Annotated in this window: 26 protein-coding genes; 19 read left to right on the top strand and 7 right to left on the bottom strand. The window is 58.4% G+C overall.

Annotated features, from left to right (window positions below):
- Positions 1-50 precede the first annotated feature (50 nt).
- The 7 genes from dapB to WMQ00_RS01920 all read left to right on the top strand — a co-directional run bounded on the left by dapB (position 51) and on the right by WMQ00_RS01920 (position 10,181).
- Complete coding sequence (gene dapB / locus WMQ00_RS01950) at positions 51-797, top strand: 4-hydroxy-tetrahydrodipicolinate reductase (RefSeq protein ID WP_340440615.1); 747 nt, start codon at positions 51-53, stop codon at positions 795-797.
- Positions 798-800: 3 nt separating this feature from the next.
- Complete coding sequence (gene thyX, locus WMQ00_RS01945; RefSeq protein WP_200288941.1) at positions 801-1,547, top strand: FAD-dependent thymidylate synthase; 747 nt, start codon at positions 801-803, stop codon at positions 1,545-1,547.
- Positions 1,548-1,603: 56 nt separating this feature from the next.
- On the top strand, positions 1,604-2,512 hold the full coding sequence (gene dapA / locus WMQ00_RS01940) for a 4-hydroxy-tetrahydrodipicolinate synthase (RefSeq protein ID WP_034655398.1): 909 nt from the start codon (positions 1,604-1,606) through the stop codon (positions 2,510-2,512).
- Between the two features lie 2 nt (positions 2,513-2,514).
- On the top strand, positions 2,515-4,644 hold the full coding sequence (locus WMQ00_RS01935; protein ID WP_023021349.1) for a ribonuclease J: 2,130 nt from the start codon (positions 2,515-2,517) through the stop codon (positions 4,642-4,644).
- Positions 4,645-4,701: 57 nt separating this feature from the next.
- Positions 4,702-5,337, top strand: a complete 636-nt coding sequence (locus tag WMQ00_RS01930) for a TIGR03085 family metal-binding protein (protein ID WP_034655396.1) — start codon at positions 4,702-4,704, stop codon at positions 5,335-5,337.
- A 217-nt stretch (positions 5,338-5,554) separates the two neighbouring features.
- Positions 5,555-8,890: a DNA translocase FtsK 4TM domain-containing protein gene (locus WMQ00_RS01925; protein ID WP_445293058.1), complete on the top strand. Its 3,336-nt coding sequence runs from the start codon at positions 5,555-5,557 to the stop codon at positions 8,888-8,890.
- A gap of 169 nt (positions 8,891-9,059) precedes the next feature.
- Positions 9,060-10,181, top strand: a complete 1,122-nt coding sequence (locus WMQ00_RS01920; protein ID WP_023027867.1) for a TerC family protein — start codon at positions 9,060-9,062, stop codon at positions 10,179-10,181.
- Here WMQ00_RS01920 and WMQ00_RS01915 read toward each other — a convergent pair.
- Positions 10,178-10,465: a YciI family protein gene (locus tag WMQ00_RS01915; protein WP_316349122.1), complete on the bottom strand. Its 288-nt coding sequence runs from the start codon at positions 10,463-10,465 to the stop codon at positions 10,178-10,180. The genes WMQ00_RS01920 and WMQ00_RS01915 overlap by 4 nt on opposite strands.
- A 59-nt stretch (positions 10,466-10,524) precedes the next feature.
- Between WMQ00_RS01915 and pgsA the strand changes: the two genes are divergently transcribed.
- From pgsA to WMQ00_RS01895, 4 genes are all read left to right on the top strand, one after another.
- On the top strand, positions 10,525-11,109 hold the full coding sequence (gene pgsA / locus WMQ00_RS01910; RefSeq protein ID WP_023021354.1) for a CDP-diacylglycerol--glycerol-3-phosphate 3-phosphatidyltransferase: 585 nt from the start codon (positions 10,525-10,527) through the stop codon (positions 11,107-11,109).
- Between the two features lie 7 nt (positions 11,110-11,116).
- Entirely contained in the window at positions 11,117-11,614 is a 498-nt protein-coding gene (locus WMQ00_RS01905) for a CinA family protein (protein ID WP_023021355.1), read from the top strand.
- 26 nt (positions 11,615-11,640) lie between these two features.
- The gene (locus WMQ00_RS01900; protein WP_023021356.1) at positions 11,641-12,003 is read left to right on the top strand and encodes a helix-turn-helix domain-containing protein; all 363 of its coding nucleotides are present in this window, start codon (positions 11,641-11,643) and stop codon (positions 12,001-12,003) included.
- A gap of 182 nt (positions 12,004-12,185) precedes the next feature.
- Positions 12,186-13,046, top strand: coding sequence for a PspA/IM30 family protein (locus WMQ00_RS01895; protein WP_023021357.1), 861 nt, complete (start codon positions 12,186-12,188; stop codon positions 13,044-13,046).
- 80 nt (positions 13,047-13,126) lie between these two features.
- Here WMQ00_RS01895 and WMQ00_RS01890 read toward each other — a convergent pair whose 3' ends face one another.
- From WMQ00_RS01890 to WMQ00_RS01880, 3 genes are read right to left on the bottom strand one after another with little or no spacing between them, the layout of a single operon-like run.
- Positions 13,127-13,747 (bottom strand): energy-coupling factor transporter transmembrane component T family protein, encoded by a 621-nt coding sequence (locus WMQ00_RS01890; RefSeq protein ID WP_023021358.1) that lies wholly within the window; start codon positions 13,745-13,747, stop codon positions 13,127-13,129.
- Positions 13,748-13,758: 11 nt separating this feature from the next.
- Positions 13,759-14,451: an energy-coupling factor ABC transporter ATP-binding protein gene (locus WMQ00_RS01885; RefSeq protein WP_023021359.1), complete on the bottom strand. Its 693-nt coding sequence runs from the start codon at positions 14,449-14,451 to the stop codon at positions 13,759-13,761.
- Entirely contained in the window at positions 14,451-15,014 is a 564-nt protein-coding gene (locus tag WMQ00_RS01880; protein ID WP_023021360.1) for a biotin transporter BioY, read from the bottom strand. The genes WMQ00_RS01885 and WMQ00_RS01880 overlap by 1 nt, the downstream gene beginning before the upstream one ends.
- A gap of 163 nt (positions 15,015-15,177) precedes the next feature.
- On the opposite strand from WMQ00_RS01880, the gene WMQ00_RS01875 reads away from it, so the two are divergent.
- The 5 genes from WMQ00_RS01875 to WMQ00_RS01855 all read left to right on the top strand — a co-directional run bounded on the left by WMQ00_RS01875 (position 15,178) and on the right by WMQ00_RS01855 (position 19,620).
- Positions 15,178-15,393: a DUF3046 domain-containing protein gene (locus tag WMQ00_RS01875; protein WP_005325117.1), complete on the top strand. Its 216-nt coding sequence runs from the start codon at positions 15,178-15,180 to the stop codon at positions 15,391-15,393.
- Positions 15,394-15,575: 182 nt separating this feature from the next.
- The gene (recA, locus tag WMQ00_RS01870) at positions 15,576-16,712 is read left to right on the top strand and encodes a recombinase RecA (RefSeq protein ID WP_200288944.1); all 1,137 of its coding nucleotides are present in this window, start codon (positions 15,576-15,578) and stop codon (positions 16,710-16,712) included.
- 48 nt (positions 16,713-16,760) lie between these two features.
- Entirely contained in the window at positions 16,761-17,363 is a 603-nt protein-coding gene (recX, locus tag WMQ00_RS01865) for a recombination regulator RecX (RefSeq protein ID WP_023021362.1), read from the top strand.
- Between the two features lie 45 nt (positions 17,364-17,408).
- Positions 17,409-18,971 carry a tRNA (N6-isopentenyl adenosine(37)-C2)-methylthiotransferase MiaB gene (miaB, locus tag WMQ00_RS01860; protein ID WP_340440613.1) on the top strand — a complete coding sequence of 521 codons (1,563 nt, stop codon included), beginning with the start codon at positions 17,409-17,411 and terminating at the stop codon, positions 18,969-18,971.
- 22 nt (positions 18,972-18,993) lie between these two features.
- Positions 18,994-19,620: an Rv2732c family membrane protein gene (locus tag WMQ00_RS01855; RefSeq protein WP_284835398.1), complete on the top strand. Its 627-nt coding sequence runs from the start codon at positions 18,994-18,996 to the stop codon at positions 19,618-19,620.
- A gap of 40 nt (positions 19,621-19,660) precedes the next feature.
- Here WMQ00_RS01855 and WMQ00_RS01850 read toward each other — a convergent pair whose 3' ends face one another.
- Both WMQ00_RS01850 and WMQ00_RS01845 read right to left on the bottom strand, forming a co-directional pair.
- Positions 19,661-20,791 (bottom strand): GNAT family N-acetyltransferase, encoded by a 1,131-nt coding sequence (locus WMQ00_RS01850; RefSeq protein ID WP_284835397.1) that lies wholly within the window; start codon positions 20,789-20,791, stop codon positions 19,661-19,663.
- The gene (locus WMQ00_RS01845; protein ID WP_023021366.1) at positions 20,791-22,095 is read right to left on the bottom strand and encodes a DUF349 domain-containing protein; all 1,305 of its coding nucleotides are present in this window, start codon (positions 22,093-22,095) and stop codon (positions 20,791-20,793) included. Before WMQ00_RS01845 ends, WMQ00_RS01850 begins: the two co-directional genes overlap by 1 nt.
- Before the next feature lie 136 nt (positions 22,096-22,231).
- On the opposite strand from WMQ00_RS01845, the gene WMQ00_RS01840 reads away from it, so the two are divergent.
- From WMQ00_RS01840 to dapF, 3 genes are read left to right on the top strand one after another with little or no spacing between them, the layout of a single operon-like run.
- Positions 22,232-22,831, top strand: coding sequence for a hypothetical protein (locus tag WMQ00_RS01840; protein ID WP_200288947.1), 600 nt, complete (start codon positions 22,232-22,234; stop codon positions 22,829-22,831).
- Positions 22,831-23,727, top strand: coding sequence for a tRNA (adenosine(37)-N6)-dimethylallyltransferase MiaA (miaA, locus tag WMQ00_RS01835; protein WP_239207608.1), 897 nt, complete (start codon positions 22,831-22,833; stop codon positions 23,725-23,727). Before WMQ00_RS01840 ends, miaA begins: the two co-directional genes overlap by 1 nt.
- A 5-nt stretch (positions 23,728-23,732) precedes the next feature.
- Positions 23,733-24,593: a diaminopimelate epimerase gene (dapF, locus tag WMQ00_RS01830; protein ID WP_340440612.1), complete on the top strand. Its 861-nt coding sequence runs from the start codon at positions 23,733-23,735 to the stop codon at positions 24,591-24,593.
- Between the two features lie 23 nt (positions 24,594-24,616).
- On the opposite strand, the gene WMQ00_RS01825 is transcribed toward dapF, so the two are convergent.
- Positions 24,617-25,222 (bottom strand): hypothetical protein, encoded by a 606-nt coding sequence (locus tag WMQ00_RS01825; RefSeq protein ID WP_034655392.1) that lies wholly within the window; start codon positions 25,220-25,222, stop codon positions 24,617-24,619.
- Positions 25,223-25,257 lie beyond the last annotated feature (35 nt).

Raw genomic sequence — 25,257 nt, 5'->3', positions numbered from 1 at the left:
GGATGGGGAGAAAAGTATTAACGATGTGGCTGAAATAAGGAGAACACACCATGGCTATCAAGGTTGGCGTACTAGGTGCTCACGGGCGCGTGGGTCAAGCAATCGTCGAAGGTGTAAACGCAGAAGATGATCTAGAGCTGGTGGCAGAAATCGACCGCGGTGATGATTTGCACCAGCTTGTCGACGCCCACGCGGAGGTCATCGTGGACTTTACTCAGCCGGACTCCGTCATGGGAAATCTGGAATTCTGCATTGCCCAAGGCATTCACTGTGTGGTGGGGACCACTGGCTTTGATAAGGAACGCTTGGCGCAGGTAGAGGAGTGGACTAAGCAAGACGGTGCTGGCAATGTCCTGATTGCGCCGAATTTTGCCATCTCCGCTGTGCTCACCATGGTGTTGGCAAAGCAGGCCGCTAAGTTCTTTGAAACTGCAGAGGTCATTGAATTCCACCACCCGACAAAGCTGGATGCGCCGTCCGGTACCGCCATCCATACCGCTGAAGGGATTGCAGCCGCTCGCAAGGAGGCAGGCCTAGGCGAGATGCCGGATGCCACGGAAAAGCAACTGGACGGTGCACGCGGAGCCAATGTCGACGGCATCCCGGTACACGCGGTACGCACTCGCGGCATGGTCGCACACGAAGAGGTTATTTTCGGTGCCCAAGGTCAGTCTCTGACTATTCGCCAAGATTCTTATGACCGTGCGTCCTTTACCCCGGGCGTACTGGTGGGCGTGCGCCAGATTGCGCAACACCCAGGTTTGGTCGTCGGCCTAGATAAGTACTTGGGGCTTTAAGCTATGGCTAAAGCAAGTGAGCTAGACATTCAGCTCATTGCCGCAACGCAATTTCACGCCCCGCGCACTGTGGACTGGACCGCGGATGATTCGGCCTCAGATGGGGAAGCTCTAGTCGAGTTTGCTGGAAGAGCGTGCTACGAGTCTTTTGACAAACCAAATCCCCGCACGGCAACGAATGAAGCCTATCTGCACCACATCATGGAGGTAGGTCATACCGCATTGCTTGAGCATGCCACAGCAACGATGTACATCACGGGGCTGTCGCGTTCGGCGAGCCATGAGCTTGTACGCCACCGGCACTTTTCCTTCTCGCAGCTTTCCCAGCGCTTTGTCCACCCAGATGAAACTGAAGTGGTTTTGCCTAAATTGGTGGCCGAAGACGAGCAGCTTAGCCGGTTGGTCATGCAGGCTGTAGATGAAACTCGCTTTGTCTATGACGAGCTGCTTAGCGCGCTCGAAGAGAAACTGGATGAGCCTAATGCACTCCTGCGTAAAAAGCAGGCTCGCCAGGCGGCCCGTGCCGTGCTTCCCAACGCAACAGAAACCTGCATCGTTGTCACCGGCAATTATCGCGCGTGGCGGCATTTTATCGGTGCACGTGCCGCGGAACAGGCCGATGAAGAGCTGCGCCACGTCGCGGTAGAGTGCTTGAAGTTGCTGCAGAGCAAGGCGCCGGTGCTCTTTAATGACTTCAATATCACCACGTTGGCTGATGGCACCCAGATGGCGGCAAGCCCCTACGCCTAACACGCGCGAGACCCCGATGCGGCTAATTGTTAGCCAAAAGGGTAATCTTGACGCCTATGAGCACAGGTATGACAGCAAAGACTGGCGTCGACACCTTTGGACGCATCGGCGTCGCCATGGTTACCCCGTTTGACCGTGACGGTGCGCTGGACGTTGCAGCAGGTCGTCGCCTAGCGGCTCATCTCGTAGACAATGGCGTTGATTCGCTCATCCTAGGTGGAACCACGGGCGAATCACCGACCACGTCGGTTGAAGAGAAGCTGGAGCTGCTCAAAGCCGTAAAGGAAGAAGTCGGAGACCGCGCAAAGCTATGCGCCGGTGCCGGAACGAATGACACCGCAGCTTCCATCAAGTTGGCCAAGGCCACCGCGGATGCGGGGGCAGATAGCCTATTGGTGGTGACTCCGTACTACTCGAAGCCCTCCCAAAAGGGGGTTTATGAGCACTTCGCCGCAGTCGCGCAAGCCACGGATCTACCAATCTGTGTCTATGACATTCCTGGCCGCTCGGGCATCCCAGTGGCGCCGGATACCCTCCGCCGCCTTGCGGATTTGCCGAATATCCAAGCCGTGAAGGACGCCAAGGGCGACCTTCCTGCGGCCGCAGAACTGATCCAAGAAACCGGTCTGGCCTGGTATTCCGGTGATGATCCGATTAACCTGCCGTGGCTTTCCCTCGGCGCTTCTGGTTTCATCTCCGTCATCGGCCATGTTGTGCCGCGTGCCTTGGCAGAACTTTATGAAGCTTTCGACGCGAGCGATATGGCCCGCGCCCGAGAAATCAATACCACAACGCTCCTTCCGCTTACCCGGGCACAAGCACGGTTGGGCGGAGCGACGTTTGCAAAGGAAGCCCTGCGCCTGCAGGGCATCGAAGTTGGCGATACCCGTCTTCCTATTACCGCTGCGAGCGAGGAGGAACGCGAGGTACTTCGCCGTGATCTGGAACAATCTGGAGCCCTTTAAGAATGAATGAACCCCGTAACCGTTCCCGCAAGGTGACCCGCAAGGCGGGCCCACCGGCGGAAAACGAAACCGCCTCCAACGAGGCGGCTTCGCCAGTTTTCCAAGCCCCAGCTACTGATGCTGGCAATTCCGCACAGGATAAGCCGGCTAAGGGCGATAAGGACAACTCTGGCAAAAAGAATTCTTCCGATAACCACCATGATGGCGGTGGTAACAACCGCCGCTCCCGTTCCCGTGGTAGCCGCGGCCGTGGCCGTGGTGGTAACGGCAACGGCAATAACCATGGTGGAAATAATAACCATGGCGGCAACAACAAAAATGGCAACGGTAAGGGCCGCGGCCGCAATAACCGTGGTCGCCGCAACGTGCCCAAGTCGATGCAGGGTGCGGATCTAACCAAGCGTTTGCCAGAGCCACCAAAGCAGCCGAAGGATGCACTCCGCATTTATGCTTTGGGCGGAATCTCGGAGATCGGTCGCAATATGACCGTCTTCGAGTACGGTGATGACCTCCTCATCATTGACTGCGGTGTGCTCTTCCCGTCTTCCGGTGAGCCGGGCGTGGATCTTATCCTGCCTGACTTTGGCCCCATCGAGAAGAAGATCCACAAGGTCAAGGCCCTCGTCGTTACTCACGCGCACGAGGATCACATCGGAGCTATTCCGTGGCTGCTGAAGCTGCGCCCGGATATCCCTATTGTTGCTTCCCGCTTTACCATCGCGCTCATTGCCGCGAAGTGTAAGGAACATCGTCAGAAGCCGAAGTTCGTCGAGGTTAATGAAAAATCCGACGTGACTTATGGACCATTCCGGGTTCGCTTCTGGGCAGTTAACCACTCCGTACCGGACGCCTTGGGCATCATGTTGGGAACCCCAGCGGGCAATATCATCCATACCGGTGATATCAAGCTGGATCAGACCCCACTGGATAATCGTCCAACCGATCTGCCAGCCCTGTCTCGTTACGGTGATGAGGGCGTTGACCTCATGTTGTGTGATTCCACCAATGCCACCGTGCCTGGTGTATCTGCATCTGAGGGTGATATCCCCGCCAATTTTAAGCGTCTCGTTGCCGGCGCGAAGCAGCGCGTTATCTTGGCTTCCTTTGCATCCAACGTCTACCGCGTGCAGGCTGCCATCGACGCTGCCGTGGCAAATGGCCGCAAGGTGGCTTTCAACGGCCGTTCGATGATGCGCAACATGGAAATCGCGGAAAAGATGGGCTTTTTGAAGGTCCCTCGCGGCACCATTATCCCCATTGATGAGGCTGCCAAGATGGCTCCGCACAAGACCATGCTCATCACCACCGGTACGCAGGGTGAGCCAATGGCCGCTCTATCGCGCATGGCTCGTCGCGAGCACCGCCAAATTACCGTACGTGATGGCGATACCATCATCTTCTCCTCCTCGCTTATCCCGGGCAATGAGGAAGCGGTCTACGGCGTGATTAATATGCTGTCTCAGATTGGCGCTAATGTCATTACTAACCAAGACGTCAAGGTGCACGCCTCGGGCCACGGTTATGCCGGTGAGCTGCTATTCCTGTACAACGCAGCGCGCCCGCGCAACGCTATGCCGGTGCACGGCGAGTGGCGCCACCTTCGTGCCAATAAGGAGCTGGCCATTTCCACCGGTGTGGACCGCGATCGTACGGTGCTGGCACAAAACGGCGTCGTCGTGGATTTGCGCAAGGGCCGCGCCGAGGTCGTAGGCCAGATGCAGGTGGGCAACCTCTACGTCGATGGTGTGTCCATGGGCGATGTGGATGCCGATACCTTGGCCGACCGCACCAACCTGGGAACTGGTGGCGTGGTATCTATCACGTGCGTGATTGATAACCGCACCTCGCGCCTATTGGAGCACCCAACGGTATCTACCACAGGCTTTTCCGATGATGACCGCGGCATCGTGCCGGAGGTCGCAGAAATGGTAGAAAACACCATGAATGATCTCGCCGCCGAGGGCGAGAACGATACCTACCGCATGGTGCAGAAACTGCGCCGCAAGGTATCTAAACTTATGGATTCGAAGTACAAGCGCGAGCCGGTCATTCTGCCGACCATCGTGCCGACCAACTCCGGCCCATTGGTTACCGATGATGAAGACGTAGATGCTTCTCGTGAGTCCCTGTAAATAGCAGGGTTCTTCGTATAAAGGCAGACGCAGCCCCAGCATGCTAGCTAGCTCGGTATGCTGGGGCCTATGTCGTTTTGTTCTGCTGAGCGCGCCAAAATGGTCGCGCTATTTCATAAGCTTGGTCCTGATGCCCCTACTTTGTGCGAGGGTTGGACTACCCGTGACCTAGCCGTACATCTGTGGGTGCGGGAAAATCGCCCCGATGCAGCCGCTGGAATTTTTGTCAAGGCATTGTCCGGCCACCTTGAAAAGGAATCGCGCAAGGTTTCCGAACGCGACTTTGATGAGCTCGTTGATGACTGGGGGAGGGGACCGGCTACCTATAACCCCGTTCGTTTCGTGGATGCACAGCAAAACTTTGTAGAGCATTTTGTTCACCACGAGGACATTCGCCGGGCTAATGGCATGGGTCCGCGAGATTTCTCGGCACGAATCAAACAGCAGATGCATAGCTACCTGAAGCTCTTAGCTAAGGTGGCCCTGCGAAACTCGACTCGCCCGGTCATTATGCAGCCCGAAGGATTACCGCGCATTGTCGCCGCGGATAAGCACGGCGTAGCAGATAAGGGAGATGCCGTAGTCCGAGTATCGGGGGAGGTAGGCGAACTGATTCTGTGGTCCTTCGGACGTGACGCTGCCGAAGTCGCGCTCGAGGGAGATGCCAAAGCCGCCGTACGGTCAACTCTCTAGCCTTGAATTAGTACTATTATCGCAATCGTCGTGCGCCGTTGGGGGTGTGACTTTAGATTATGACCCTAGGCCTCGGGGGAAACGCGTGTGGCTAATGTGATTTATGGGGTGTCACGGTTAAGGTAGAGGCATGTCTGTCAAAAATGCCTCTTCGCGCGGGACGCGCCGAAAGACGAATCGTTCACGGCCATCTGGCCGCAGCCGGTCCGGTGCTGGCATGCCGGAAACCTTGGCTATGACGTCCTCGCATCGGCGTGCTGCAGCGACCTCACAGGAGCGCACTGGTAGTGCGTTCCGGGCCGTCGGCAAGGGCTTGGGCGCAGTGTTTGGTGCCACGGCGCGCGGCATGGGAAACATGGCGCGAGGTGTAAGCCATGGAATGGCCGGGCTGAAGCCGAGCGAAGACGTATATGACACCGAGGAGTACGAGACGACAAGGGAGCCGGAAGAAATTTCTGCACGCGGGGAGAATAAAAAGAAAAGCAAGGTTACTCGTGCCAATGATGAAGCAGCGGAAGAACACCCTTCGACCATGGAATTGGGTGAGTCGGAGTCGCGCGGCATTCAGGTGAAAAATCCCGATGCGGTGGCACTCGTGCTCATCGGTATTGCCATCGTGCTCGCGGCTACGGTCTGGTTCGGTGTCGCTGGCCAAGTAGGTGCCTGGGTGGGCAATATCGTGCGCTATGTCATTGGTGCGGGCGCATGGGTGCTGCCAGTGGCCTTAGTGGCTTTGGCCATTGCCTTGATGATGGATATCTCCGGCCCGGCGGGGCATTTTAAGCCGCGCATTGTGGGCGGAATTAGCGTCATTGTATTGGCCATGCTCAGCTTGATCCATATCTTTGCTGGCACCCCTGAACTTGGCTTTACCCCGGAAAGTGCCGGTGGCGCGGGCGGAGTAATCGGCTATGCCATTGGTGGCCTGTTGGAGACTGCCTTTACCTCCTTCGTTGCAGTGCCGTTGCTTTTCCTCGTCATTATCTACGGCGCCCTTTTGGTCACCGGAATCACCATCCGCGAGGCTTATGAGTTGGTGGCTGATGCCATCGCTGCAGCTTTCTCTCGCTTTGGCGGTGCGGATGAAGATTATTACGAAGACGAAGGCGATGACCTCTATGGACACGTCACCGGCGATATCGATGATATTGCGGAAGGGCGTGAGCGCAGCACCCGCCCGGCCCGACCTGCAGCCAAGCGCCGAACCTCTGAACGCGGTGGAAGCCTGCGCGCTTTCCGAGGCCGCACTGAAGGCCCCTCTCCGCGTGGTTCCTCTTATCCCACAGAGTCCCCCGCTGCGGCGGAGGAGGACGAAGCAACCCGTACCTTTAGCGCGCCAACGCGTGGCGGCTTTCAGTCCGTGTCCACTCCGGCGGAGAAGCCAGTTTCGCGCGATATTGAGGATACCGATGAGATTCCAGTCGTAGAAGGTCCTGCTGCGTCTTCGCCGGCCCAGCCAGACTCCGTAGACTCGGAGCCGACCCGCGTTCTGGGCACCGCTGGCCAGCGCTCCGCATTTGACTCTGCTCGCTCTGCTTCAGCAGCGGGTACCGCCGCCGGTTCCGCTGTGGGATCGGCTGCGGGGGCAGCCGCTGGCGCTGTGGGAGCTGCAGGGGCGGCACGTGGCGCAGCTAAGGCTGCAGGTGCCGGTGCTGCCGGAGCCGCTGGAGCCGCGGTAGCAGGTGCTGCCGCAGGTGCCGCTGGGTCCGCTGCACAAGGAGGCGCGGATGCAGTATCGTCCGCGCACGAGAAGGCTCGCCAGCTCTTCCGTGAACGTTCTGGACGCGATGCAACGACCGGCGCGCAGGTGGATAGCTCTCAACCGACGGCCGAACCAGGAGCGGGAACGGGTAGTGCCGGTGCGCCCGCGCCAGCTGAGGCGCCCGCCGCCGCGCCCGCCGCACAGTTTGGCAACGAGAATTACGCGGTTCCTTCTACGGATTTGTTGACTCCGGGAACCCCAGCCAAGGAGCGCACCGAGATTAATGACCGCATTATCGAGGCCATTACTGATGTCTTTGAAGAGTTCAAGGTGGATGCGCAAGTCACCGGTTTCAGCCGTGGTCCAACAGTGACCCGTTATGAAATCGAGCTGGGGCCAGGCGTCAAGGTATCCAAGATTACGAATTTGCAGTCCAATCTCGCCTACGCCGTAGCCACGGACAACCTGCGCTTGCTGACGCCTATCCCCGGCAAGTCAGCTGTTGGCATTGAAGTTCCCAACCCAGACCGCGAGATGGTACACCTGCGTGAGGTGCTTGATGCGCCCAGCATGACTAGCTCTCCTGACCCGATGCTTATTGGATTGGGCAAGGATATCGAAGGCGAATACACCTCGTTCTCGGTACAAAAGATGCCGCACTTGCTGGTCGCCGGTGCTACCGGTTCCGGTAAGTCCGCTTTCGTCAACTCCATGTTGGTCTCGCTGCTAACCCGAGCCACCCCTGAGCAGGTTCGCCTCATCCTGGTGGACCCGAAGATGGTGGAACTTACCCCGTACGAGGGCATTCCGCACTTGATCACGCCCATCATTACCCAGCCGAAGAAGGCCGCAGCAGCCCTGCAGTGGCTGGTGGAGGAGATGGAGCAGCGCTACATGGATATGAAGGCTGCTCGCGTGCGCAAGATTGAGGACTATAACCGCAAGGTGGTCTCCGGCGAATACCAAGCACCGGCAGGCTCCGAGCGCGAGGTACGCCCGTACCCGTACATCGTCTGTGTCGTCGACGAGCTGGCGGACCTGATGATGACTGCGCCAAAGGAGATTGAGGACTCCATCGTCCGCATCACTCAGAAGGCGCGTGCCGCCGGAATTCACCTGGTCCTGGCAACCCAGCGCCCGTCCGTTGACGTGGTGACCGGTCTGATTAAGACCAACGTGCCTTCACGCTTGGCCTTCGCGACGTCCTCACTGACGGACTCTCGCGTTATCTTGGACCAGGGTGGCGCGGAAAAGCTCATTGGTATGGGCGATGGCCTCTTCATTCCGCAGGGTAAGCGTCCTGTGCGTATGCAGGGCGCATTCGTCTCAGATGATGAGGTTATGGCGGTTGTCGATGCCGCCAAGTCGCAGGCCGCGCCGAACTACACCGAGGGCGTGACTGAAGAGAAGCAATCCGAGGCCAAGCAGGAAATCGATGAGGAAATTGGCAAGGACATGGACGACCTCCTCGAAGCCGTCGAGCTGGTGGTCACCGCCCAGTTGGGCTCGACCTCGATGCTGCAGCGCAAGCTGCGCATTGGCTTTGCCAAGGCCGGCCGCCTGATGGATCTCATGGAATCCCGCGGCGTTGTTGGTCCATCCGAAGGATCTAAGGCTCGCGAGGTCCTCGTGAAGCCGGAAGAGCTTGATACCATCATCTGGATGATCAAGGGAGCCGACCCTGCCGAGGCGCCAAAGGAAATTCAGGAGGAGATGCAACAGCAAGAGGAGGACGAAGCTGCCGCTACTTCCGACGCCTCCTCCGCAGGCTCCGATTCCTCCCCGCAGGGCGATGCTGGCGACACTCGTACCGTCCAGGCAACGTATAACCCTTCGACAGGTGCCTTCTAAGATCGTGTAAAGTTGGACGGGTCTTGGAGGGGAGTACCCCATCCTTCGGCACCGATCGTCAGCACGGAAGCGTTATGCTCCCGGTCGTGCCGGCCCGGCTGCAGCTATCTAGCCGGGCGGGGGAGACCTCCGGTCACTTTGTTGTATCTTCGACCGGAGGGATGTACCAATGCATGTGCCATTGTGGATTTGGGCGATTTCCATCGTCGTCATTCTTGGATTCTTTGTTTTTGATTTCTACTCCCACGTGCGCACCCCGCACGAGCCGACGCTGAAGGAATCCGGGTTCTGGACCCTATTCTATGTCGGTATTGCTTTACTTTTTGGTGCCGGCGTATGGGCCATATGGGACCACGAGCACGGCATCCAATACCTCACGGGTTACGTGACAGAGAAGGCGCTATCCGTAGATAACCTCTTTGTTTTCGCGCTTATCATGGGCGCCTTCAAGATCCCGCGCAAGTACCAGCAAAAGGTATTGCTCATCGGCATCGTTATTGCCTTGGCATGCCGCCTGGTGTTTATCCTTTTGGGTGCTGCGGTCATCGCGGCATGGTCCGATATCTTCTACCTGTTCGCGATATTTCTTATCTACACAGCAATCAAGCTCATCGTCGACGAGATTCGGGACGCCCCCGAAACCGATCCCAATGACATGGGCATCATCAAGCTGATCCGCAAGGTAGTCCACGTCACCCCGCGCTACCACGGCGATAAGCTTACGCACCGCGTGGAAGATTCTTCGGGCAAGCGTAAATTCGCGTTCACCCCGCTTTTTATTGCGTTGGTGTCCATCGGCCTTATCGACGTGATGTTTGCCTTCGACTCCATTCCGGCCATTTACGGTATTACCTCGGAAGCGTTCTTGGTCTTTACCACGAATGCTTTCTCCCTCATGGGCTTGCGCCAGATGTACTTCCTGCTGGATGGCCTACTGGACCGCTTGGTGTACCTGCCCTATGGTTTGGGCATCATTTTGGGCTTCATCGGTGTAAAGCTCATGTTCCATGCGCTGCATGAGAATAACTTGCCGTTTGTCAACGGCGGCGAGAACGTGGAGTCGATCCCAGAATTTTCCACCATCACCTCACTTATCGTGATCGTGGGCGTCCTGGTTATTACGGTTATCGCCTCGATTATTAAAAACAAACGCGATGAGAACCAAGGCGGAGTACCGGTATCGCACAATCACTTCGACTGGGACGAGGAGGGCAATAAGATCGTCCGGAACAAGAAGGGCGAATTCGTGGGCAAGGCCGAAGACCTGCCCAAGGAAGAGCTACCACACTAGAAGCGGGCGTTTACGGGATTCCATTCGCGGAAGCTGCGGCCGGTGATGCAGCCGGCTTGGTAGAAGGGGTCTTTGTCCATGAGGGCGATGGCGTCGGCGACCACGGCGTTGTCGGCAAGCCCCGCAATGATGAGCGCGCCGCCCTTGGAATCCGTCAAGGGGCCGGTGGCAATGATGGTGCCCTCCTCAAAAAGTTGCGCGGTAAACTCGCGGTGCGCGGGGCGAGCCTTAGCAATCTCAGGATTATTGGGGTTGTAGTCGTAGCTAACAGCAAAATACTTCATGCTTCGCATTTTAAAATGCAGGGGCATCCAAGCGCAGGTGCTTGGTGCTAACAGGTAGTATGTATAACGTGAATCAACCCGGAACACAGTCAGCGCAATCCTCGGATGTGAATCCGCAGGTGTCCAATTGGAACCTGCCAAATATTCTCACCAGCCTGCGCATTCTTTTCATTCCGGTTTTCGCATGGCTGGTCATTGCCGGCCATGAATGGTGGGCTTTTGGCCTATTCACGGCCTTAATGCTCACAGATAAGCTCGACGGGGACATCGCACGTGCCCGTGGCCTTATCACCAATTTTGGCAAGATTGCTGATCCCATCGCGGACAAAGCGCTTATGACTACCGCACTGGTATGCCTCAACATCATCGGGGTGCTGCCAGTGTGGATTACCGTGGTCATTCTCATCCGTGAGTTCGGTATCACCATCTGGCGTATGGTGTTGTTGCGCCGCGGCAAGGTGGTACCTGCTTCGAAGGGCGGCAAACTGAAGACTGTATTGCAATCCTTGGCAGTCGGGCTGTATCTGTGGCCGTTGCCGGAGTGGATGAACGTTCCTACCTTCCTAGTGATGCTGTTGGCTGCAGTGGTGACCTTAGTTACCGGCGTCCAGTACCTCATTGACGGCAAGAAGCAGAATAGCTAGGTAGTTCATGAGCACCATGGCAACCCGCCTCGTGTCCGAGCTCACCGAGCGCGGCGAGACTTTGTCCTTTTGTGAGTCACTTACTGCTGGGTTGGCCAGCGCCACGGTCGCTTCTGTCCCTGGAGCTTCGGCTGTATTGCGCGGAGGGCTTATAACATATGCCACCGAGGTGAAATCCCACTTTTTGCATCAACCGGTAGCCGATATCGAAGCTGCCGGAGTGGTTTCTGGGGAGACCGCCCTTGCAATGGCCCGCGCAGCGGTGGCAGAAACCGCTGCGGACTGGGGAATAGGCCTTACCGGAGTGGCAGGACCAGACCTACAAGAAGGCAAGCCGGCGGGCACCGTATATATCGGCATCTATTCTCCTGCTAGAGTCGCTTTCTCCCAGCTGCTATCCGGTTTGGGCAAGGAGCGCAACGAAATTAGAGAGGCCACGGTCGCAGCCGCCTTTCGTCTACTGTGCGCAACTGTGGAAGAAAATCCGGCACTGCGGGAACAATAGCGAGACAAGGAGCGTTGACCATAGTGATGAACACTTCTACTGCAGTCCTCGAACACTCGGTAAACGGCGCTACTGCACCAGCGGCGCCCGCCACTGCTCGTACTCCTGAGCCGCTTTTGCGTGAGGCTCTTGGGTTGACGCTGCGCGCCTTCCGCGCGGACAAGGGAGTGACCCTGCGCGAATTGGCCGGGGTGGCCCGCGTGTCGCCGGGTTACCTTTCAGAGCTCGAACGCGGTCGCAAGGAGGTCTCCTCTGAGCTCCTTGCGTCTGTGTGCCACGCGCTAGATTGCTCGGTCTCTGACGTATTGATTGAAGCAGCCGGTTACATGGCCCTGCCCTCTATGGATGAGGAGCTAGCCCATACGGCACCTGCCGCATCAGAGCTCTAGCACACAGCGGTCTATGTCAACAGCCGGCCTATTCTCTCGCGAGGAGGGTCGGCTGTGGTGGTTAAGGGGGCGTCGGCAAGCGCCCGCGACCGCGGGGAGTGCAAGCGGTGGAAACAGCGCTTCGCTAGTATAAACAGCAGAACATTACGCACATTTTTAACCTAGAAAGGTTGAAGCACACCATGGCGAACCCATTTGTTAAGGGCTGGAAGTACCTGATGGCACTCTTCGATAGTAAGATCGAGGAAAACGCCGATCCGAAGGTGCAGATCGAGCAGGCTATTGAGGATGCTCAGCGCCAGCACCAGGAGCTGTCTCAGCAGGCGGCCGCCGTGATTGGTAACCAGCGTCAGCTGGAAATGCAGCTTAACCGCCGCTTGGCAGAGGTAGAAAAGCTGCAGGGCAATGCTCGCCAGGCTCTGGAATTGGCTGATCAGGCCCGTGCTAAGGGCGATGAAAATAAGGCCGTGGAGTACGAGAACGCGGCAGAGGCCTTCGCCGCCCAGCTGGTTACGGCTGAGGAGTCCGTGGAGGATACCAAGAAGCTGCACGACCAGGCACTACAGCAGGCAGAAAAGGCCAAGAATGCGGTTCAGCGTAATAACGCCGCGCTGCGCGAAAAGGTCAATGAGCGCTCCAAGCTGCTTTCCCAGCTGGAGCAGGCAAAAATGCAGGAAAAGGTCTCTGAGTCTTTGAACTCCATGAACGAGCTAACTGCCAATGGCAATACGCCGTCTCTGGATGCTGTGCGCGATAAGATTGAGCGCCGTTACTCCAAGGCGCTAGGCCAGGCCGAGCTTGCTGAGAACTCCGTGGAAAACCGCATGGCCGAGGTTCAGCAGGCGGGCATACAGATGGCCGGTCATTCCCGCTTGGAGCAGATTCGCAGTGAAATGAACTCCTCTAAGTCCGTGGAAGCCAATAAGGCTCAGGCCATTGAGGGCAATAAAGCTTCTGGCTCTGCTGCCGACAGCGCTGCCCAGCCAGGCAGTGCCAACAACGATGCTGTACAGGCCCGTCTGCGTGAGTTGCGTGGGGAGTAAAACCCTCGACTGTCTTTTAAAAAGTTATCGCCTCCCTTGGCCATCATTTGGTGGTGCAAGGGAGGCGATAACTTACGCTGCTAGTCACCGACGCCGCGGGCCTGCAACGCTTCCCCCATCGCGCGCGCTCGCCGGATGGAGCGAATAATAACGGGGGTGCCAAACGCCAGCGGGGACATCCCGGCACCGCGCGCTTTGCGGGCATCTAGGACTTCATAGACGGTTTCAAACATCAGCGGGATGAGCCGAATAGTCAGTGACATAGCCAAGCTGATGTTTTCTACCGGTATTCCTAGTCGCTTTAGGGGCTGCAGCGACTCTTCCAGCGACTCCATGATTTCATCTACCGTGGAGGTCAGCGTGAGCAAGAAGGCAGCCATCATAGCGGCGAAGACATTGAGGAACATCACCGCCGCATAGTCGAAGTCCTTTGCCCACCATTGAAAGCCTGCCAACGGGACTAGGAAAAAGAGAGGCGGCCAGATTTGACTCCACGCAATGCCCAGTGGGATCCGAGCGCAAGCATAAAGGATGACAACGAAGATGACCCCGCCTGCTGCCCACGGAATGGACTTGAAAAAGATGCTGGTAACAAGGATAAAGACTAAGAGGAATGCGATCTTCCAACTGGGTTTGATGCGATGAACAAAACTGGTGCCATCAACATAGACGGAAAGTGGGAGATTCGTGCGTCGTTGCATGACAATTCTCCCTACAGCGGCCGCTGGGCCATGAGGTCTTGGTAAAAATCTATGACCTCCGCCGGTCGGCCATCCGCGGCGATGCGGTGGTCATCGATGCAAATGACCCGATTAAAATCGCGCAGAAATTCCAGATCGTGCGTCACCACAATTAGTTGCTGTTCCAATCGCGCGAATTCTCTTTTGATTCGATCGCGGTTACGCAGATCCAGCAGGGTAGTGGGCTCATCAGCGATGATGAGAATCGGGTCGATGACCATGACCGCTGCCAGCGCGAGGAGCTGCTTTTGTCCGCCGGAGAGCGTATGCGGTGAGCGCTCAGCAAATTCGGCGAGTCCGAAGCGCTCGAGGGCAGCATCCACGCGGGCGAGGCGCTCGTGTTTGGGCAGCTTAAAACGGCGGAGCGAAAAGGCGACGTCATCGCGCACATTGGGCATGACAATCTGGTTTTCGGCATCCGAAAAGACAAAGCCCACCTTTTCGCGCACCTTTTTGCCCTGCTTGGCGACGTCCATCTGGTCCACCGTCACCGTACCGGCACTAGGCTCGCCCAACCCATTAATGAGCCTGGTCAAGGTGGATTTTCCGCCACCATTCTGGCCGATGATGCCAATGCGTTGTTCGGTGAGGGTGAGGTTAATGTCCTCGAGCACCACGGTGTCATCAAAAGCTACCGAAACCGAGGAAAATTCGATCGTGGGCACTAGGCGGCCTTTCGTCCCATCAGATCGGGGAAGGCCGAGTGAACACCGAGAGCGATGATGACGGCAACGACAAGCTTTCCGGCATCGACAGGGATGAAGGGCAATTGGGCTGCGAAGGCTGGCCCAATTTCCAAGCCAGAGCGGATCATGAGACCAAAGGCGCCGCAGATGTATTGGACGGCAAGGCCGACAATGGCAGCAATGGCAAGTATGACCGCCATGCCACCCTTGTTCTTAGGGGAGCGGTAGGCAATTGCACCTGCAACCGCTGGCGAGAGAACATAGCCGATGATGTAGCCCGCGGTTGGGCCTGCCAAGGCACGCAGCGTGGTACCGCCACCTGCTAAAACTGGGAGGGCAAGGCCCAGGAACAAAAAGAGGAGTCCCACGTAACCGCCGCGCTTGCTACCCAAAATAAGGCCGGCGAGGATCAGCGCTGCGTTTTGCAACACGATGGGCACGCCGGCCGAACCGATGGGAATGGACACGAAGGCAAGGACGATGACGAGAGCGGTAAACACGGCAACATAGGCAATGGTCGTTGCCAGAGAGTTCTTTTTCATGTTCAAGAGGTTAGCACTGCATGAAAACTGCAGACAATTGAGGGTTTTGAACGGTGTTCATCTGAGGCTGATAATTGTGAGGTGGGGCCATTGCGGCGGGCTCCCAATCGACACTTTCTGGACCGCTGGCGCCCGTGCTTTAGTGCTGAGTAGGATGGCGCGCATGCGATTGACTGAGTATCACCAGCTCATTGTGGACGAATTTGGCGAGTCTAAGGGAAAGTGGATTAGTCACTCCCATGTCTTGCCCGACCTCGGGGCAACGCCCGATGAGCTTATCGAACGCGGCGTCGATCCGCGTCGCGTCTGGCTGAGCCTGTGCGATGACTTTGATGTACCGAAGGAGCGCAGGTTGGGGGTCGATTACCCTACTTTATAGCGCCGTCGAATTTGGCGGACTGGCGTGTTCACTTTCAAAATTCGAACAGATGTATGTAATATGGCGGAGGTGTCGATGCAGTCGTCTACAGTGGGATGGCGTTGACGGAGGGAACCGTTTGAGTTCCACGGCAGTCTAATAATGCGTTAGTACATCGTCGTTAAAGATAAGGATGAAAGTTAATGGCAACCAAAAAGAAGTCTTCTTCTGCCGCCTCTAAGGGAGATGACCGCCAAAAGGCCCTCGATGCCGCAATGGCCATGATTGAGAAGGATTACGGCAAAGGCGCTGTGATGCGCCTGGGTGATGACAACCGCCCACCGATTAAGGCCATTTCTTCCGGTAATACCGCAATCGATGTTGCTCTGGGTATTGGTGGTTTCCCGCGCGGGCGCATCGTAGAAATTTATGGCCCGGAGTCTTCTGGTAAGACCACTGTTGCGCTGCACGCCATTGCATCTGCACAAAAGGACGGCGGCATTGCCGCGTTTATTGACGCCGAGCACGCGCTCGACCCGCAGTATGCTCGCCTGCTTGGCGTGGATACCGATAACCTTTTGGTTTCCCAGCCAGATACCGGCGAACAGGCCTTGGAGATCGCCGATATGCTGGTACGCTCTGGCGCAATTGACATCATTGTCGTTGACTCCGTTGCTGCACTTACCCCGAAGGCGGAAATTGAAGGTGAAATGGGCGATAGCCACGTCGGCCTCCAGGCCCGCCTGATGTCGCAGGCGCTGCGCAAGATGACCGGTGCCCTGTACAACTCCGGTACCACCGCTATCTTCATTAACCAGCTGCGCGAAAAGATTGGCGTGATGTTCGGCTCGCCAGAGACCACCACCGGTGGTAAGGCGCTCAAGTTCTACTCTTCCGTGCGCTGCGATATCCGCCGCATCCAGACCTTAAAAGATGGCCAGGATGCCATCGGTAACCGCACCAAGCTCAAGGTAGTAAAAAACAAGGTCTCGCCACCATTTAAGATTGCCGAGTTCGACATCATGTATGGCGAAGGCATCTCTCGCGAGTCGTCCATCATCGACCTTGGCGTCGAAAACGGCTTCATCCGCAAGTCCGGGTCCTGGTTTACCTACGAAGGCGACCAGCTGGGCCAGGGTAAGGAGAAGGCGCGTAATTTCCTGAAGGATAATCCGGACCTTGCCAATGAAATCGAGCAGAAGATTTTCCAGAAGCTTGGCATCGGCGAGGCTGCGGCCGAGGGTGAAGAGGCTGCCGCGATGGATGTTCCTGGCGCCGATGACCCATTGACCGATGAGTCCGTTGATCTCGTTCCAAACGTCGATTTTGACGACGACTAGAATCGTCTAACCCGCACCCGCACACCGCGTACCATTTGAATCTGCATCATGAATCAGCCCGCCCCCGAAAAGCTCGCCCAACTCCGTCAGGCCCTCGAGGCCTATGAGAATGGAGCAGCTGGGGGCGGGCTTTTTGATCGAGAGGCAGAGGAAGCCAAGGCCAAGGTCCGCTCTCGGGCGCTGGGCCTTTTGGATCAGCGTTCTAGGTCCCGGAAAGAGCTCTATGATCGTCTGGTAAAGGCCGAGTTTGAGCCAGATGTCGTTGAGGACGTGCTAGATGATTTAGCCCACGCGGGGCTGGTGAATGACGCAGCCTTTGCACACGAGTGGGTGCGCCAACGGCATAAGCGGCGCGGCAAGTCCAGCTCGGTTCTCAACAGGGAATTGCGGGAAAAGGGCGTGAGCGAGGCCGACCGTGCTGAGGCCCTCGAGCAAATTGACCCTGCCGATGAACAAGCCATGGCGCAGGCCCTTGCGGAAAAGAAGGCTCGCTCCATTAAGACTGTCCCGCCGGATCGCAAGGAGCGCGACAAGGCCCTACGCCGCATCGTGGGTGTGCTGGCACGCCGCGGCTTCAATGAAGGAATGTCATTGCAGATCGCAATCGCAGCGCTTGACGCGCGGTGCGCGGAACTGCGCGCAGAGGACTGATACGGCCAAGGAAGGGTAGCGCCGGAATGGCCAAGTCCGGCAGTTATGAGATGCCTAACTACATGGCTAAACTATGCCGACGTGGAGCAGACAATCGCAGATACCCGTACTTATGAAGTCCGAACCTTCGGCTGCCAGATGAATGTGCATGATTCCGAGCGCATCTCTGGCCTTTTGGAGGAGGCAGGCTACTCGGCCGCCGGCGAAGGTGTAGAGCCAGACCTTATCGTCTTTAATACCTGCGCCGTGCGTGAGAATGCCGATAAGCGGCTCTATGGCACCTTGGGCGCTTTGAAGAAAACCAAGGAAAACCACCCAGGCATGCAGATTGCCGTGGGCGGTTGCCTGGCGCAAAAGGACAAGGACACTGTCCTTGATAATGCACCGTGGGTCGATGCCGTCTTTGGCACCCACAACATGGCGGCTCTTCCGACCCTGCTAGAGCGCGCTCGCCACAACGATGAAGCCCAAGTGGAGATTGTCGATTCCCTCGAGGCGTTTCCGTCCGTCTTGCCGGCCAAGCGTGAGTCTGCCTATGCCGGCTGGGTTTCTGTTTCAGTAGGCTGCAATAACACCTGTACCTTCTGCATCGTTCCTTCCCTGCGCGGTAAAGAAGAGGACCGTCGGCCGGGCGACATTTTGGCCGAAGTCCAAGCGCTGGTGGATCAGGGCGTATCTGAGGTCACCTTGCTGGGACAAAACGTTAATGCCTATGGCGTTAATTTCGCCGATCCGGAGATGCCGCGCGACCGCTTCGCTTTCTCTAAGCTGCTGCGCGAGGTAGGCAAGATCGAAGGCCTTGAGCGCCTGCGGTTTACCTCCCCGCACCCGGCGGAATTTACTTCTGATGTTATCGACGCCATGGCGGAGACCCCGTCCGTGTGCCCGCAGTTGCACATGCCGCTGCAGTCTGGCTCCGACAAGGTTCTTAAGGACATGCGCCGTTCCTACCGCACGAAGAAATTCCTGCGGATTTTGGATGAGGTACGGGAGAAGATTCCGCACGCCGCGATTACCACGGATATCATCGTGGGTTTCCCAGGCGAGACCGAGGAAGACTTCCAAGACACGATGGAACTGGTGCGCCGCGCCCGCTTTGCCTCTGCCTTTACCTTCCAGTATTCGCCGCGCCCAGGCACCCCGGCCGCGGATATGGAGGACCAGATTCCTAAGGACGTCGTCCAAGATCGCTTCGAGCGCCTCATTGCTTTGCAAGATAGCATCCAGGCCGAGGAGAACAAGAAGCTCATCGGCACAGACGTTGAACTTTTGGTCCAGGCAGAGGGCGGCCGCAAGAACGATGAGACCCACCGCATGACTGGTCGCGCTCGTGATGGGCGCTTAGTGCACTTCACCCCGGTTGATTCTGACGGTGCGGACATCTCCACCGCGATTCGCCCGGGCGATGTGGTCCATACTCAGGTCACCGGTGCGGGTTCTTTCTTCTTGCTTGCCGACGCCGCCGTTACCTCCCACACCCGCACCAAGGCCGGCGACATGTCGGCCGCCGGTGAGACCCCGACGACGGCGCCCATCGGCGTGGGTCTGGGATTGCCGTCTATTGGAAAGCCAGCGGCCGCTGAATCCGGCGATTCTTGCGGTTGCTAAGAGGGGAGTAGGCTAGGGACCCATGACTGAGGAAAAGCCCACCACCGCCGCCCAGAAAGCAGCTACCGCGGAGCGCCGCGCAGCACAAACAATGGACCTCGGCGGCCACAAAGTCACACTGTGCATCGCGGTGGTGGCTTATATCCACTACCTGGTTTTGCCCTACGCCGGCCCCTCACACGGTTGGGAAGCGTTGACCTTCGGTACCACGTCCAGCGGAGTCAGAATATCCCTCATGGAAACCGTCTCCGCGTGGCTCGCTCTCCTTGGATTGGGCGTTCTCACCCCGGTGACACTGTTTACCCGCCGAGCTACGCCTGGACTTGTCGCTTGGATGCTGGTGACTGTGTCCTTCTTTGCCAACCTGTGGGGTTTCTGGTTCCGCGGGTCTACCGCTGACGGGGCATCGCTGGGAATGTGGGTAGGAATGCTGGCTACCTTCCTAGCATTTTTGGCCTATTGCTTAGTGGCGTTGCGCCGCAGCCCAGAGCAAAAGGCTGCCGAGGCTCAAGTGCGTGCCACCGCCGGACAGCTCGATGAGGTGGGCGAATTCCAACCTGCTATTAACGCGGCGCCGCGGCAGGTGCCAATTGTGGATAATCGCCGCAAGCAAGCTGCTGAGCGTCACCGCGCCCAACGCGGCGAGTAAAAAGCGCGCCGCCGCGCCTTTATCTGTGACGCCTGCGGCTCTAGTCTCGCAATCGCAACTCCCATGCACAAGAGCGGGAAAGCTCTCGGGCACCCAATCTACGGTAGATGGCATTCATCGCTTCGTCTTTGTCCGCCACGGAGCCGTAGCAACGACGTACTTGTGGCCAATGGCGTGCAACGGCGTGAAGCGCCGTGAGCTTGGCTAATTGCGCAAGTCCGCGGCGCCGGTGCGGACGATCGGTGACGGTCAAAGTCCACTCGGCTACCTCAGGATTCGCATCCTCGTGCCTGGCTACTTCTGCCAGCGCGAGGATTTTCCCCTCTTCGCTGGTGAGTGCGATAAGTAACGTATGTCCGCGGCGAGAACGCAGCCGGCTGTGGGCTTCGCGCAACCGCGTGCGAGTCCAGACGATGGGCTCCACCGTCAAATCCCCGGTCTCCGCGTCTTGGGAGGCTAGGGTAAGCAGCCGCATGACCTCGTCGAGGTAGCTTTCTGGGATGTCGTAATCAGCCCACGCTTGCGAGGTGATTCCCGCTGGAAGGAGTGCCGCCACGGGGCTTTCGGGGATGTCCATCACGAGTTGGTGTTCTGCATGCCGGTGCTTAAACCCCAGCTGGCGGTAGACGCTTCCCATGACATCGTAGTCTGGGTCCGTCCCCGGTGGATGCAGAAGACCGACGTGCGCAATGGTGCGGCCGAGCTTCCGGGCAAGCTCCAGCGCCTTTATGCCCATCCACTCGGCTACTTTCTGCCCTTCCTCCTCGAGTTCTTGCCCAGGGAGAGGCAGATCGCACAGCACGCATTCGATCTCGGCGGTTTCGCGCTCTTCTAAAAGCGGCAGGCTGAGGTGGATGAATCCGAGGTAGTCCAGCTCTGGGCTGGGCTCCACCGCAGGTATTAGCGGCAGCCCAAGCTCAGAGACCTCGCCCAGGGTGGAGTCGCCGTCCACTACGGCAAAGAGATGGGTCTGTGATTCGCTAGAACCCTGCAGGCGCTGGACCACGCGGCCCGGTGACGTCGATGCCGCGGCATCGCCGCTTGCTTCTTGGGCCGCCAAGTTGGCCCAAAAGACGAAGCTGCGAATGCAATCCGCTGGTTCGCTGGGCCGTGCGTCAACGGGAGATGCGTGCGGCGGCCGCGGTGGACGCGCAATGTGGACGAGGTGCACTACTTATCGTTGACGGCGTTAGCGGCGGCGTCGGCAAAAGCCTGCCATTGCTCGGCCTGAGCGCGCAGATCAGCGGCTTTCTTTGCATTGCCCTTGGCTTCAGCCGCCTCGGCCTGAGACTTAAACTCATCGACCTTGGCCTGGAATTGTGCCACACGTGCCTGCGCCTCTGGGTCGGTGCGGCGCCATTCGGACTTTTCCGCATCGGTAACGCGCTGCTCCAGCGCCGCGATCTTGGACTCGTATTCGCGCACCTGCTTGCGGGGAACGAAGCCGATCTCTTCCCACTTTTCCTGCAACTCGCGCAGCTTGGCCTTAGCTCCCTCGATTCCCTTAGCAGGATCGATTTGACCGTCGTATTCTGCAATCAAGGCGTCTTTGGCCTTGGCATTTTCTGCGAATTCGCGGTCGCGCTCGTCATTGACGGCATTGCGAGCATTGAAGAACTTGTCCTGGGCGGCGCGGAAGCGGGCCCAGAGTTTATCGTCCACCTCGCGTGGAGCGCGGCCGGCGGCCTTCCATTCGGTCATCAAATCGCGGTAGGCGCGGGCGGTGGGACCCCAATCGGTAGAATCCTGGATGGCCTCGGCTCGCTCGACGAGCTCCTCTTTCTTTTTGCGGGCAACCGCACGGGCGCGGTCCAGCTCAGCAAAGTGGGAGCCGCGGCGGCGGTTGAAGGAATCGCGGGCGCGAGAGTAGCGCTTCCACAGGGCATCATCGGTCTTACGGTCGATACCCTTAATCTGCTTCCACTCCTCCAAGATGGCGCGGATGCGGTCGCCAGCGGCCTTCCACTCGGTGGAGTTTTCAGCAATTTCTTCTGCTTCAGCCGCCAGCTTTTCCTTGGCAGCGATTGCTTCTTCGCGGCGACGCTCCTTATCGGCCTGCGCCTGCTCGCCGGCTTCTACCGAGTGTTCAATCACCGCGCTAAGGCGCCGATCCAAGGCAGCGATGTCTCCGATGACCGAAGCAGTAGCTAGGGTTTCGCGCAACTGCGCTGCGGTCTTTTTAATGCCGACGGCCTCATCAGGATTGGCGCGTAGGCGTGCCTCGAGCAGCTCGATTTCGGTAGATAGATCGTCATAACGCGCGCCGTAGTGCTTAAGGCCCTCCTCGGGGGTACCGGCTTTCCACTCGCCGATCTTGCGTTCGCCCTCTGGAGCAGAAACGAAGACGGAACCATCTGCGTCGACCCGGCCCCACTTGGCCGGGTCATTGTTGCGTGGGGCCTGAACGGGAACAGGCTTTGCGGTGGGGCGAGGGCCCTTTTTGGGCATGGAACCTGGGGTAGGGATGGGAGACATGACAAGCCCTCCTATGCATAGATCGCCGCGCGTCACGGCTGCCGGATAAAATCATTGGATACATTACCGCGAATATCTCGCGCGCGCCCAGATTCTATTTAATTACCTCCACTTGGGTAGATAGTATGGAGAAATAATGTTCAATCTCATGGTAATGCCAGCCTCACCAGCGCTGGCCGTGGAGCTTTCCGCTCATGACGCTGCCTCTCGCGCACTGCTCGCCGCTGCTCGCTCCCTTGCGGTGGAGGCTGCCGCGGCCGGTATCACAGCCGTGGATATCGTTGGCAGCCAAGACCAGCGCTGGTATACCGCCCATACCGGCAGTTTACAGGCCTGGGGAGCAGCCACGGACCTGGGCGGCGGCAATTTTTTGCCCGAGATAATGGCGCGCTACGTACTACACAGCGTGCCGCAGCTTAGCGTCCGCGGTAGTCGGGAGGCTATCGGCCAGCCGGATCCAGCGGCGCTGACCATCGTCGTGGCAGATGGCAGTGCAGGCCTAACCGAGCGCGCCCCTTTGGCGCTTGTTCCAGACGCCCAGGCGGCGCACGAGTGGTGCGAGGAGGTGCTGATGGGGGCGTCGGCAAGCAGGGCAGGTGAGTGGCTTTCCCAGCGCGGCGTCATAGAACCCGCACTGTGGGAGGAATTGGCGGGCTTGCGGCCAAAGAAAGCGCAGCTTTTGGCCACCGATGCCACCTTGGGCGTTGGCCGCTATGTCGCAGGATGGGAGGTCTAATGCACCCGATTGCAGTCTTTGGTCCCACCGCCTCCGGAAAATCTGCCTTAGGTCTGGCGCTTGCGCATGAACTAGACGGAGAGGTGGTCAACGTCGATTCCATGCAGTTATATCGCGGCATGGATATTGGCACCGCCAAGCTCACCCCGGCCGAGCGCGAGGGGATCCCGCACCATCAGCTCGATGTGTGGGAGGTGACCGAGACCGCTTCCGTGGCGCGCTACCAGCGCGATGCTATCGCGGACGTGGAAGGTATCATGGACCGCGGCAAAACGCCTATTCTGGTCGGTGGCTCCATGCTCTATGCCCAAGCGCTTGTCGACGACTGGCAGTTCCCACCCACCGACCCCGCCGTTCGTGCCAAGTACGAGGCACGGCGCGTGGAAATCGGTACCGATGCCCTGCATGAGGAGCTGGCGCAGGTGGATCCGGCCGCAGCCGCCATTATCGAGGATAAGGATCCGCGCCGTACCGTCCGCGCGCTCGAGGTCATTGAACTAACCGGCAAGCCCTTTAAAGCCAGCCAGCCGCCGAAGGATGCCCCGCCGCGGTGGGGAACCCGCCTCTTGGGGCTGCGCACCACCGCGGACTGGTTGAATCCGCGCATTGAACTGCGCACGCGCCAGATGTTTGCACGTGGGCTCATCGAGGAAGTGGAGAATCTCCAAGGACAAGGCTTGGTGGCTGATTCCACCGCTGGCCGCGCCATCGGCTATGCCCAGGTATTTCAAGCCCAGCGCGGCGAACTCACGTGGGATGAGGCTGTAGAGCGCACCATTACCGGGACGCGGCGGTATGTGCGCCGTCAGCGCTCCTGGTTCAACCGCGATAAGCGCATTACATGGCTGGATGCTGCAGGCGATACGGCCGCCCAGGCGTTGCGCGCGCTAGGGTAGGGAACATGAAATTTGCCAAGGGTCATGGAACTGAAAATGACTTCGTCATCGTGGAAGACCACGCGGCTGCCACGCCGCTTAGTCCCGAGCGCGTAGCGGCGCTGTGCGATCGTCGCGCCGGTATCGGAGGCGATGGTTTGCTGCGCGTCGTGCGCGCCGATGCTTTGCTCGCAGCAGGTGAAATCGCCGAACTGGCCGAGGGCATTGCGCCCTATGATTGGTTCATGGATTACCGCAACGCCGATGGCTCCGTGGCCGAAATGTGCGGCAACGGCACCCGCGTATTCGCCCACTGGCTGCGCTCGCGCGGCCTAGTGGACGAAGATAAGTTCACCATCGGCACTCGGGCGGGCGCCAAGCTCGTTACTGTCCATTCGTGTGATGCACACGCGGCCGAGGTCACGGTGGAGATGGGCCCGGCCGAAGTAATTGGCGTGTCCACCGCATCCATGGCGGGGGAAAAATATGCCGGTTTGGGCGTAGACATGGGAAATCCCCACCTGGCGGCCGTGTTGCCGGGGCTGGAGGCTAAGGAGCTTGCGGCAAAGACTCTGGAAAAGCCCGTCATCGATGATGCTTTCTTCCCGGATGGCGTAAACGTCGAGCTGGTGACTCCACTGTGCGACGGCCACGTGCACATGCGTGTCTTCGAGCGCGGAGTAGGAGAGACTCGCTCCTGCGGCACCGGCACTGTGGCGGCAGCGACCGCCGCGCTTGCCGACGCCGCCGTTGACCACACCAGCACCCCCCACGGCACCGTGCACGTACACGTACCGGGCGGGGAAGTTATCGTCGATATTTACGAGGGCGGCTCGCGCTTGACCGGACCTTCCGCGATCGTCGCTACCGGCGAGACCTCGCTGTAGACCGCCTCGTGTCTGGCTAGTGTTTAGGCGCTGCGCCCTTCGCCTTCCTCGAAGGCTTGCTCTTCGAGTTCTTGGCGGCGCAGCGCGCGATTTTCTACTTCGTTCTTTTCATACTTCGGCCCGAGCGCGAAGGCAGCACGGCGGGCAGACAACCACGTTTCTTTCAGTTCGCGGGCGCGCTCATCGGTGACCCTGAGCAAAGATTCCAACTCGTTGGTGCTAATTTCTTCCGCATTAACGCGCAAGTTCAACCGACGCAGGAACCGCCGGGCGCCGGAAAGCTCGTAATGGAAGGCTTGGATGGTGGGGTCGGAACAATCCAAATCTAAAAGCGCCGGCCGGTAGAGCGTGCGGTCAGCCATTTTCTCTGCGTCCGCGGAGGAGCGGAAGTCCTCGTATTCCGCCACGACGTCTTCGATGTCTTCCGCCGAAAGGCGAATAGAACTGCGCAGGGCTGCCTGCTCTGAGGCATCCGGCCGGGTATGCAGCATAAGCAGCGCCGCCGCGATGAGCAGCGCTGCAATGAAAACCCCGGAGACTTTCAGGGTTGCCACAACCGCCACTGATCCCACCAGGATCAGCACGAGAACCATTACCCGCCGGTTCCTCGCATTTTCAGGGAAGGGCATCCACACAGCTATTTCACCAGGCCTTTATGTCCGTT

Origin of the sequence: Corynebacterium sp. KPL2825, assembly GCF_037908445.1 — a bacterium.
Taxonomy (GTDB): Bacteria; Actinomycetota; Actinomycetes; order Mycobacteriales; family Mycobacteriaceae; genus Corynebacterium; species Corynebacterium kefirresidentii.
The sequence above is the reverse complement of the archived record's forward strand: the minus strand, read 5'-3'. Positions and strand labels throughout refer to the sequence as shown.

Bases quoted from the DNA above. Each gene is read 5' to 3' on its own strand.
- dapB (WP_340440615.1), top strand. From the start codon at position 51: ATGGCTATCAAGGTTGGCGTACTAGGTGCTCACGGGCGCGTGGGTCAA.
- thyX (WP_200288941.1), top strand. From the start codon at position 801: ATGGCTAAAGCAAGTGAGCTAGACATTCAGCTCATTGCCGCAACGCAA.
- dapA (WP_034655398.1), top strand. From the start codon at position 1,604: ATGAGCACAGGTATGACAGCAAAGACTGGCGTCGACACCTTTGGACGC.
- WMQ00_RS01935 (WP_023021349.1), top strand. From the start codon at position 2,515: ATGAATGAACCCCGTAACCGTTCCCGCAAGGTGACCCGCAAGGCGGGC.
- WMQ00_RS01930 (WP_034655396.1), top strand. From the start codon at position 4,702: ATGCTGGGGCCTATGTCGTTTTGTTCTGCTGAGCGCGCCAAAATGGTC.
- WMQ00_RS01925 (WP_445293058.1), top strand. From the start codon at position 5,555: ATGCCGGAAACCTTGGCTATGACGTCCTCGCATCGGCGTGCTGCAGCG.
- WMQ00_RS01920 (WP_023027867.1), top strand. From the start codon at position 9,060: ATGCATGTGCCATTGTGGATTTGGGCGATTTCCATCGTCGTCATTCTT.
- WMQ00_RS01915 (WP_316349122.1), bottom strand. From the start codon at position 10,465: ATGAAGTATTTTGCTGTTAGCTACGACTACAACCCCAATAATCCTGAG.
- pgsA (WP_023021354.1), top strand. From the start codon at position 10,525: ATGTATAACGTGAATCAACCCGGAACACAGTCAGCGCAATCCTCGGAT.
- WMQ00_RS01905 (WP_023021355.1), top strand. From the start codon at position 11,117: ATGAGCACCATGGCAACCCGCCTCGTGTCCGAGCTCACCGAGCGCGGC.
- WMQ00_RS01900 (WP_023021356.1), top strand. From the start codon at position 11,641: ATGAACACTTCTACTGCAGTCCTCGAACACTCGGTAAACGGCGCTACT.
- WMQ00_RS01895 (WP_023021357.1), top strand. From the start codon at position 12,186: ATGGCGAACCCATTTGTTAAGGGCTGGAAGTACCTGATGGCACTCTTC.
- WMQ00_RS01890 (WP_023021358.1), bottom strand. From the start codon at position 13,747: ATGCAACGACGCACGAATCTCCCACTTTCCGTCTATGTTGATGGCACC.
- WMQ00_RS01880 (WP_023021360.1), bottom strand. From the start codon at position 15,014: ATGAAAAAGAACTCTCTGGCAACGACCATTGCCTATGTTGCCGTGTTT.
- WMQ00_RS01875 (WP_005325117.1), top strand. From the start codon at position 15,178: ATGCGATTGACTGAGTATCACCAGCTCATTGTGGACGAATTTGGCGAG.
- recA (WP_200288944.1), top strand. From the start codon at position 15,576: ATGGCAACCAAAAAGAAGTCTTCTTCTGCCGCCTCTAAGGGAGATGAC.
- recX (WP_023021362.1), top strand. From the start codon at position 16,761: ATGAATCAGCCCGCCCCCGAAAAGCTCGCCCAACTCCGTCAGGCCCTC.
- miaB (WP_340440613.1), top strand. From the start codon at position 17,409: ATGAGATGCCTAACTACATGGCTAAACTATGCCGACGTGGAGCAGACA.
- WMQ00_RS01855 (WP_284835398.1), top strand. From the start codon at position 18,994: ATGACTGAGGAAAAGCCCACCACCGCCGCCCAGAAAGCAGCTACCGCG.
- WMQ00_RS01845 (WP_023021366.1), bottom strand. From the start codon at position 22,095: ATGTCTCCCATCCCTACCCCAGGTTCCATGCCCAAAAAGGGCCCTCGC.
- WMQ00_RS01840 (WP_200288947.1), top strand. From the start codon at position 22,232: ATGTTCAATCTCATGGTAATGCCAGCCTCACCAGCGCTGGCCGTGGAG.
- miaA (WP_239207608.1), top strand. From the start codon at position 22,831: ATGCACCCGATTGCAGTCTTTGGTCCCACCGCCTCCGGAAAATCTGCC.
- dapF (WP_340440612.1), top strand. From the start codon at position 23,733: ATGAAATTTGCCAAGGGTCATGGAACTGAAAATGACTTCGTCATCGTG.
- WMQ00_RS01825 (WP_034655392.1), bottom strand. From the start codon at position 25,222: ATGCCCTTCCCTGAAAATGCGAGGAACCGGCGGGTAATGGTTCTCGTG.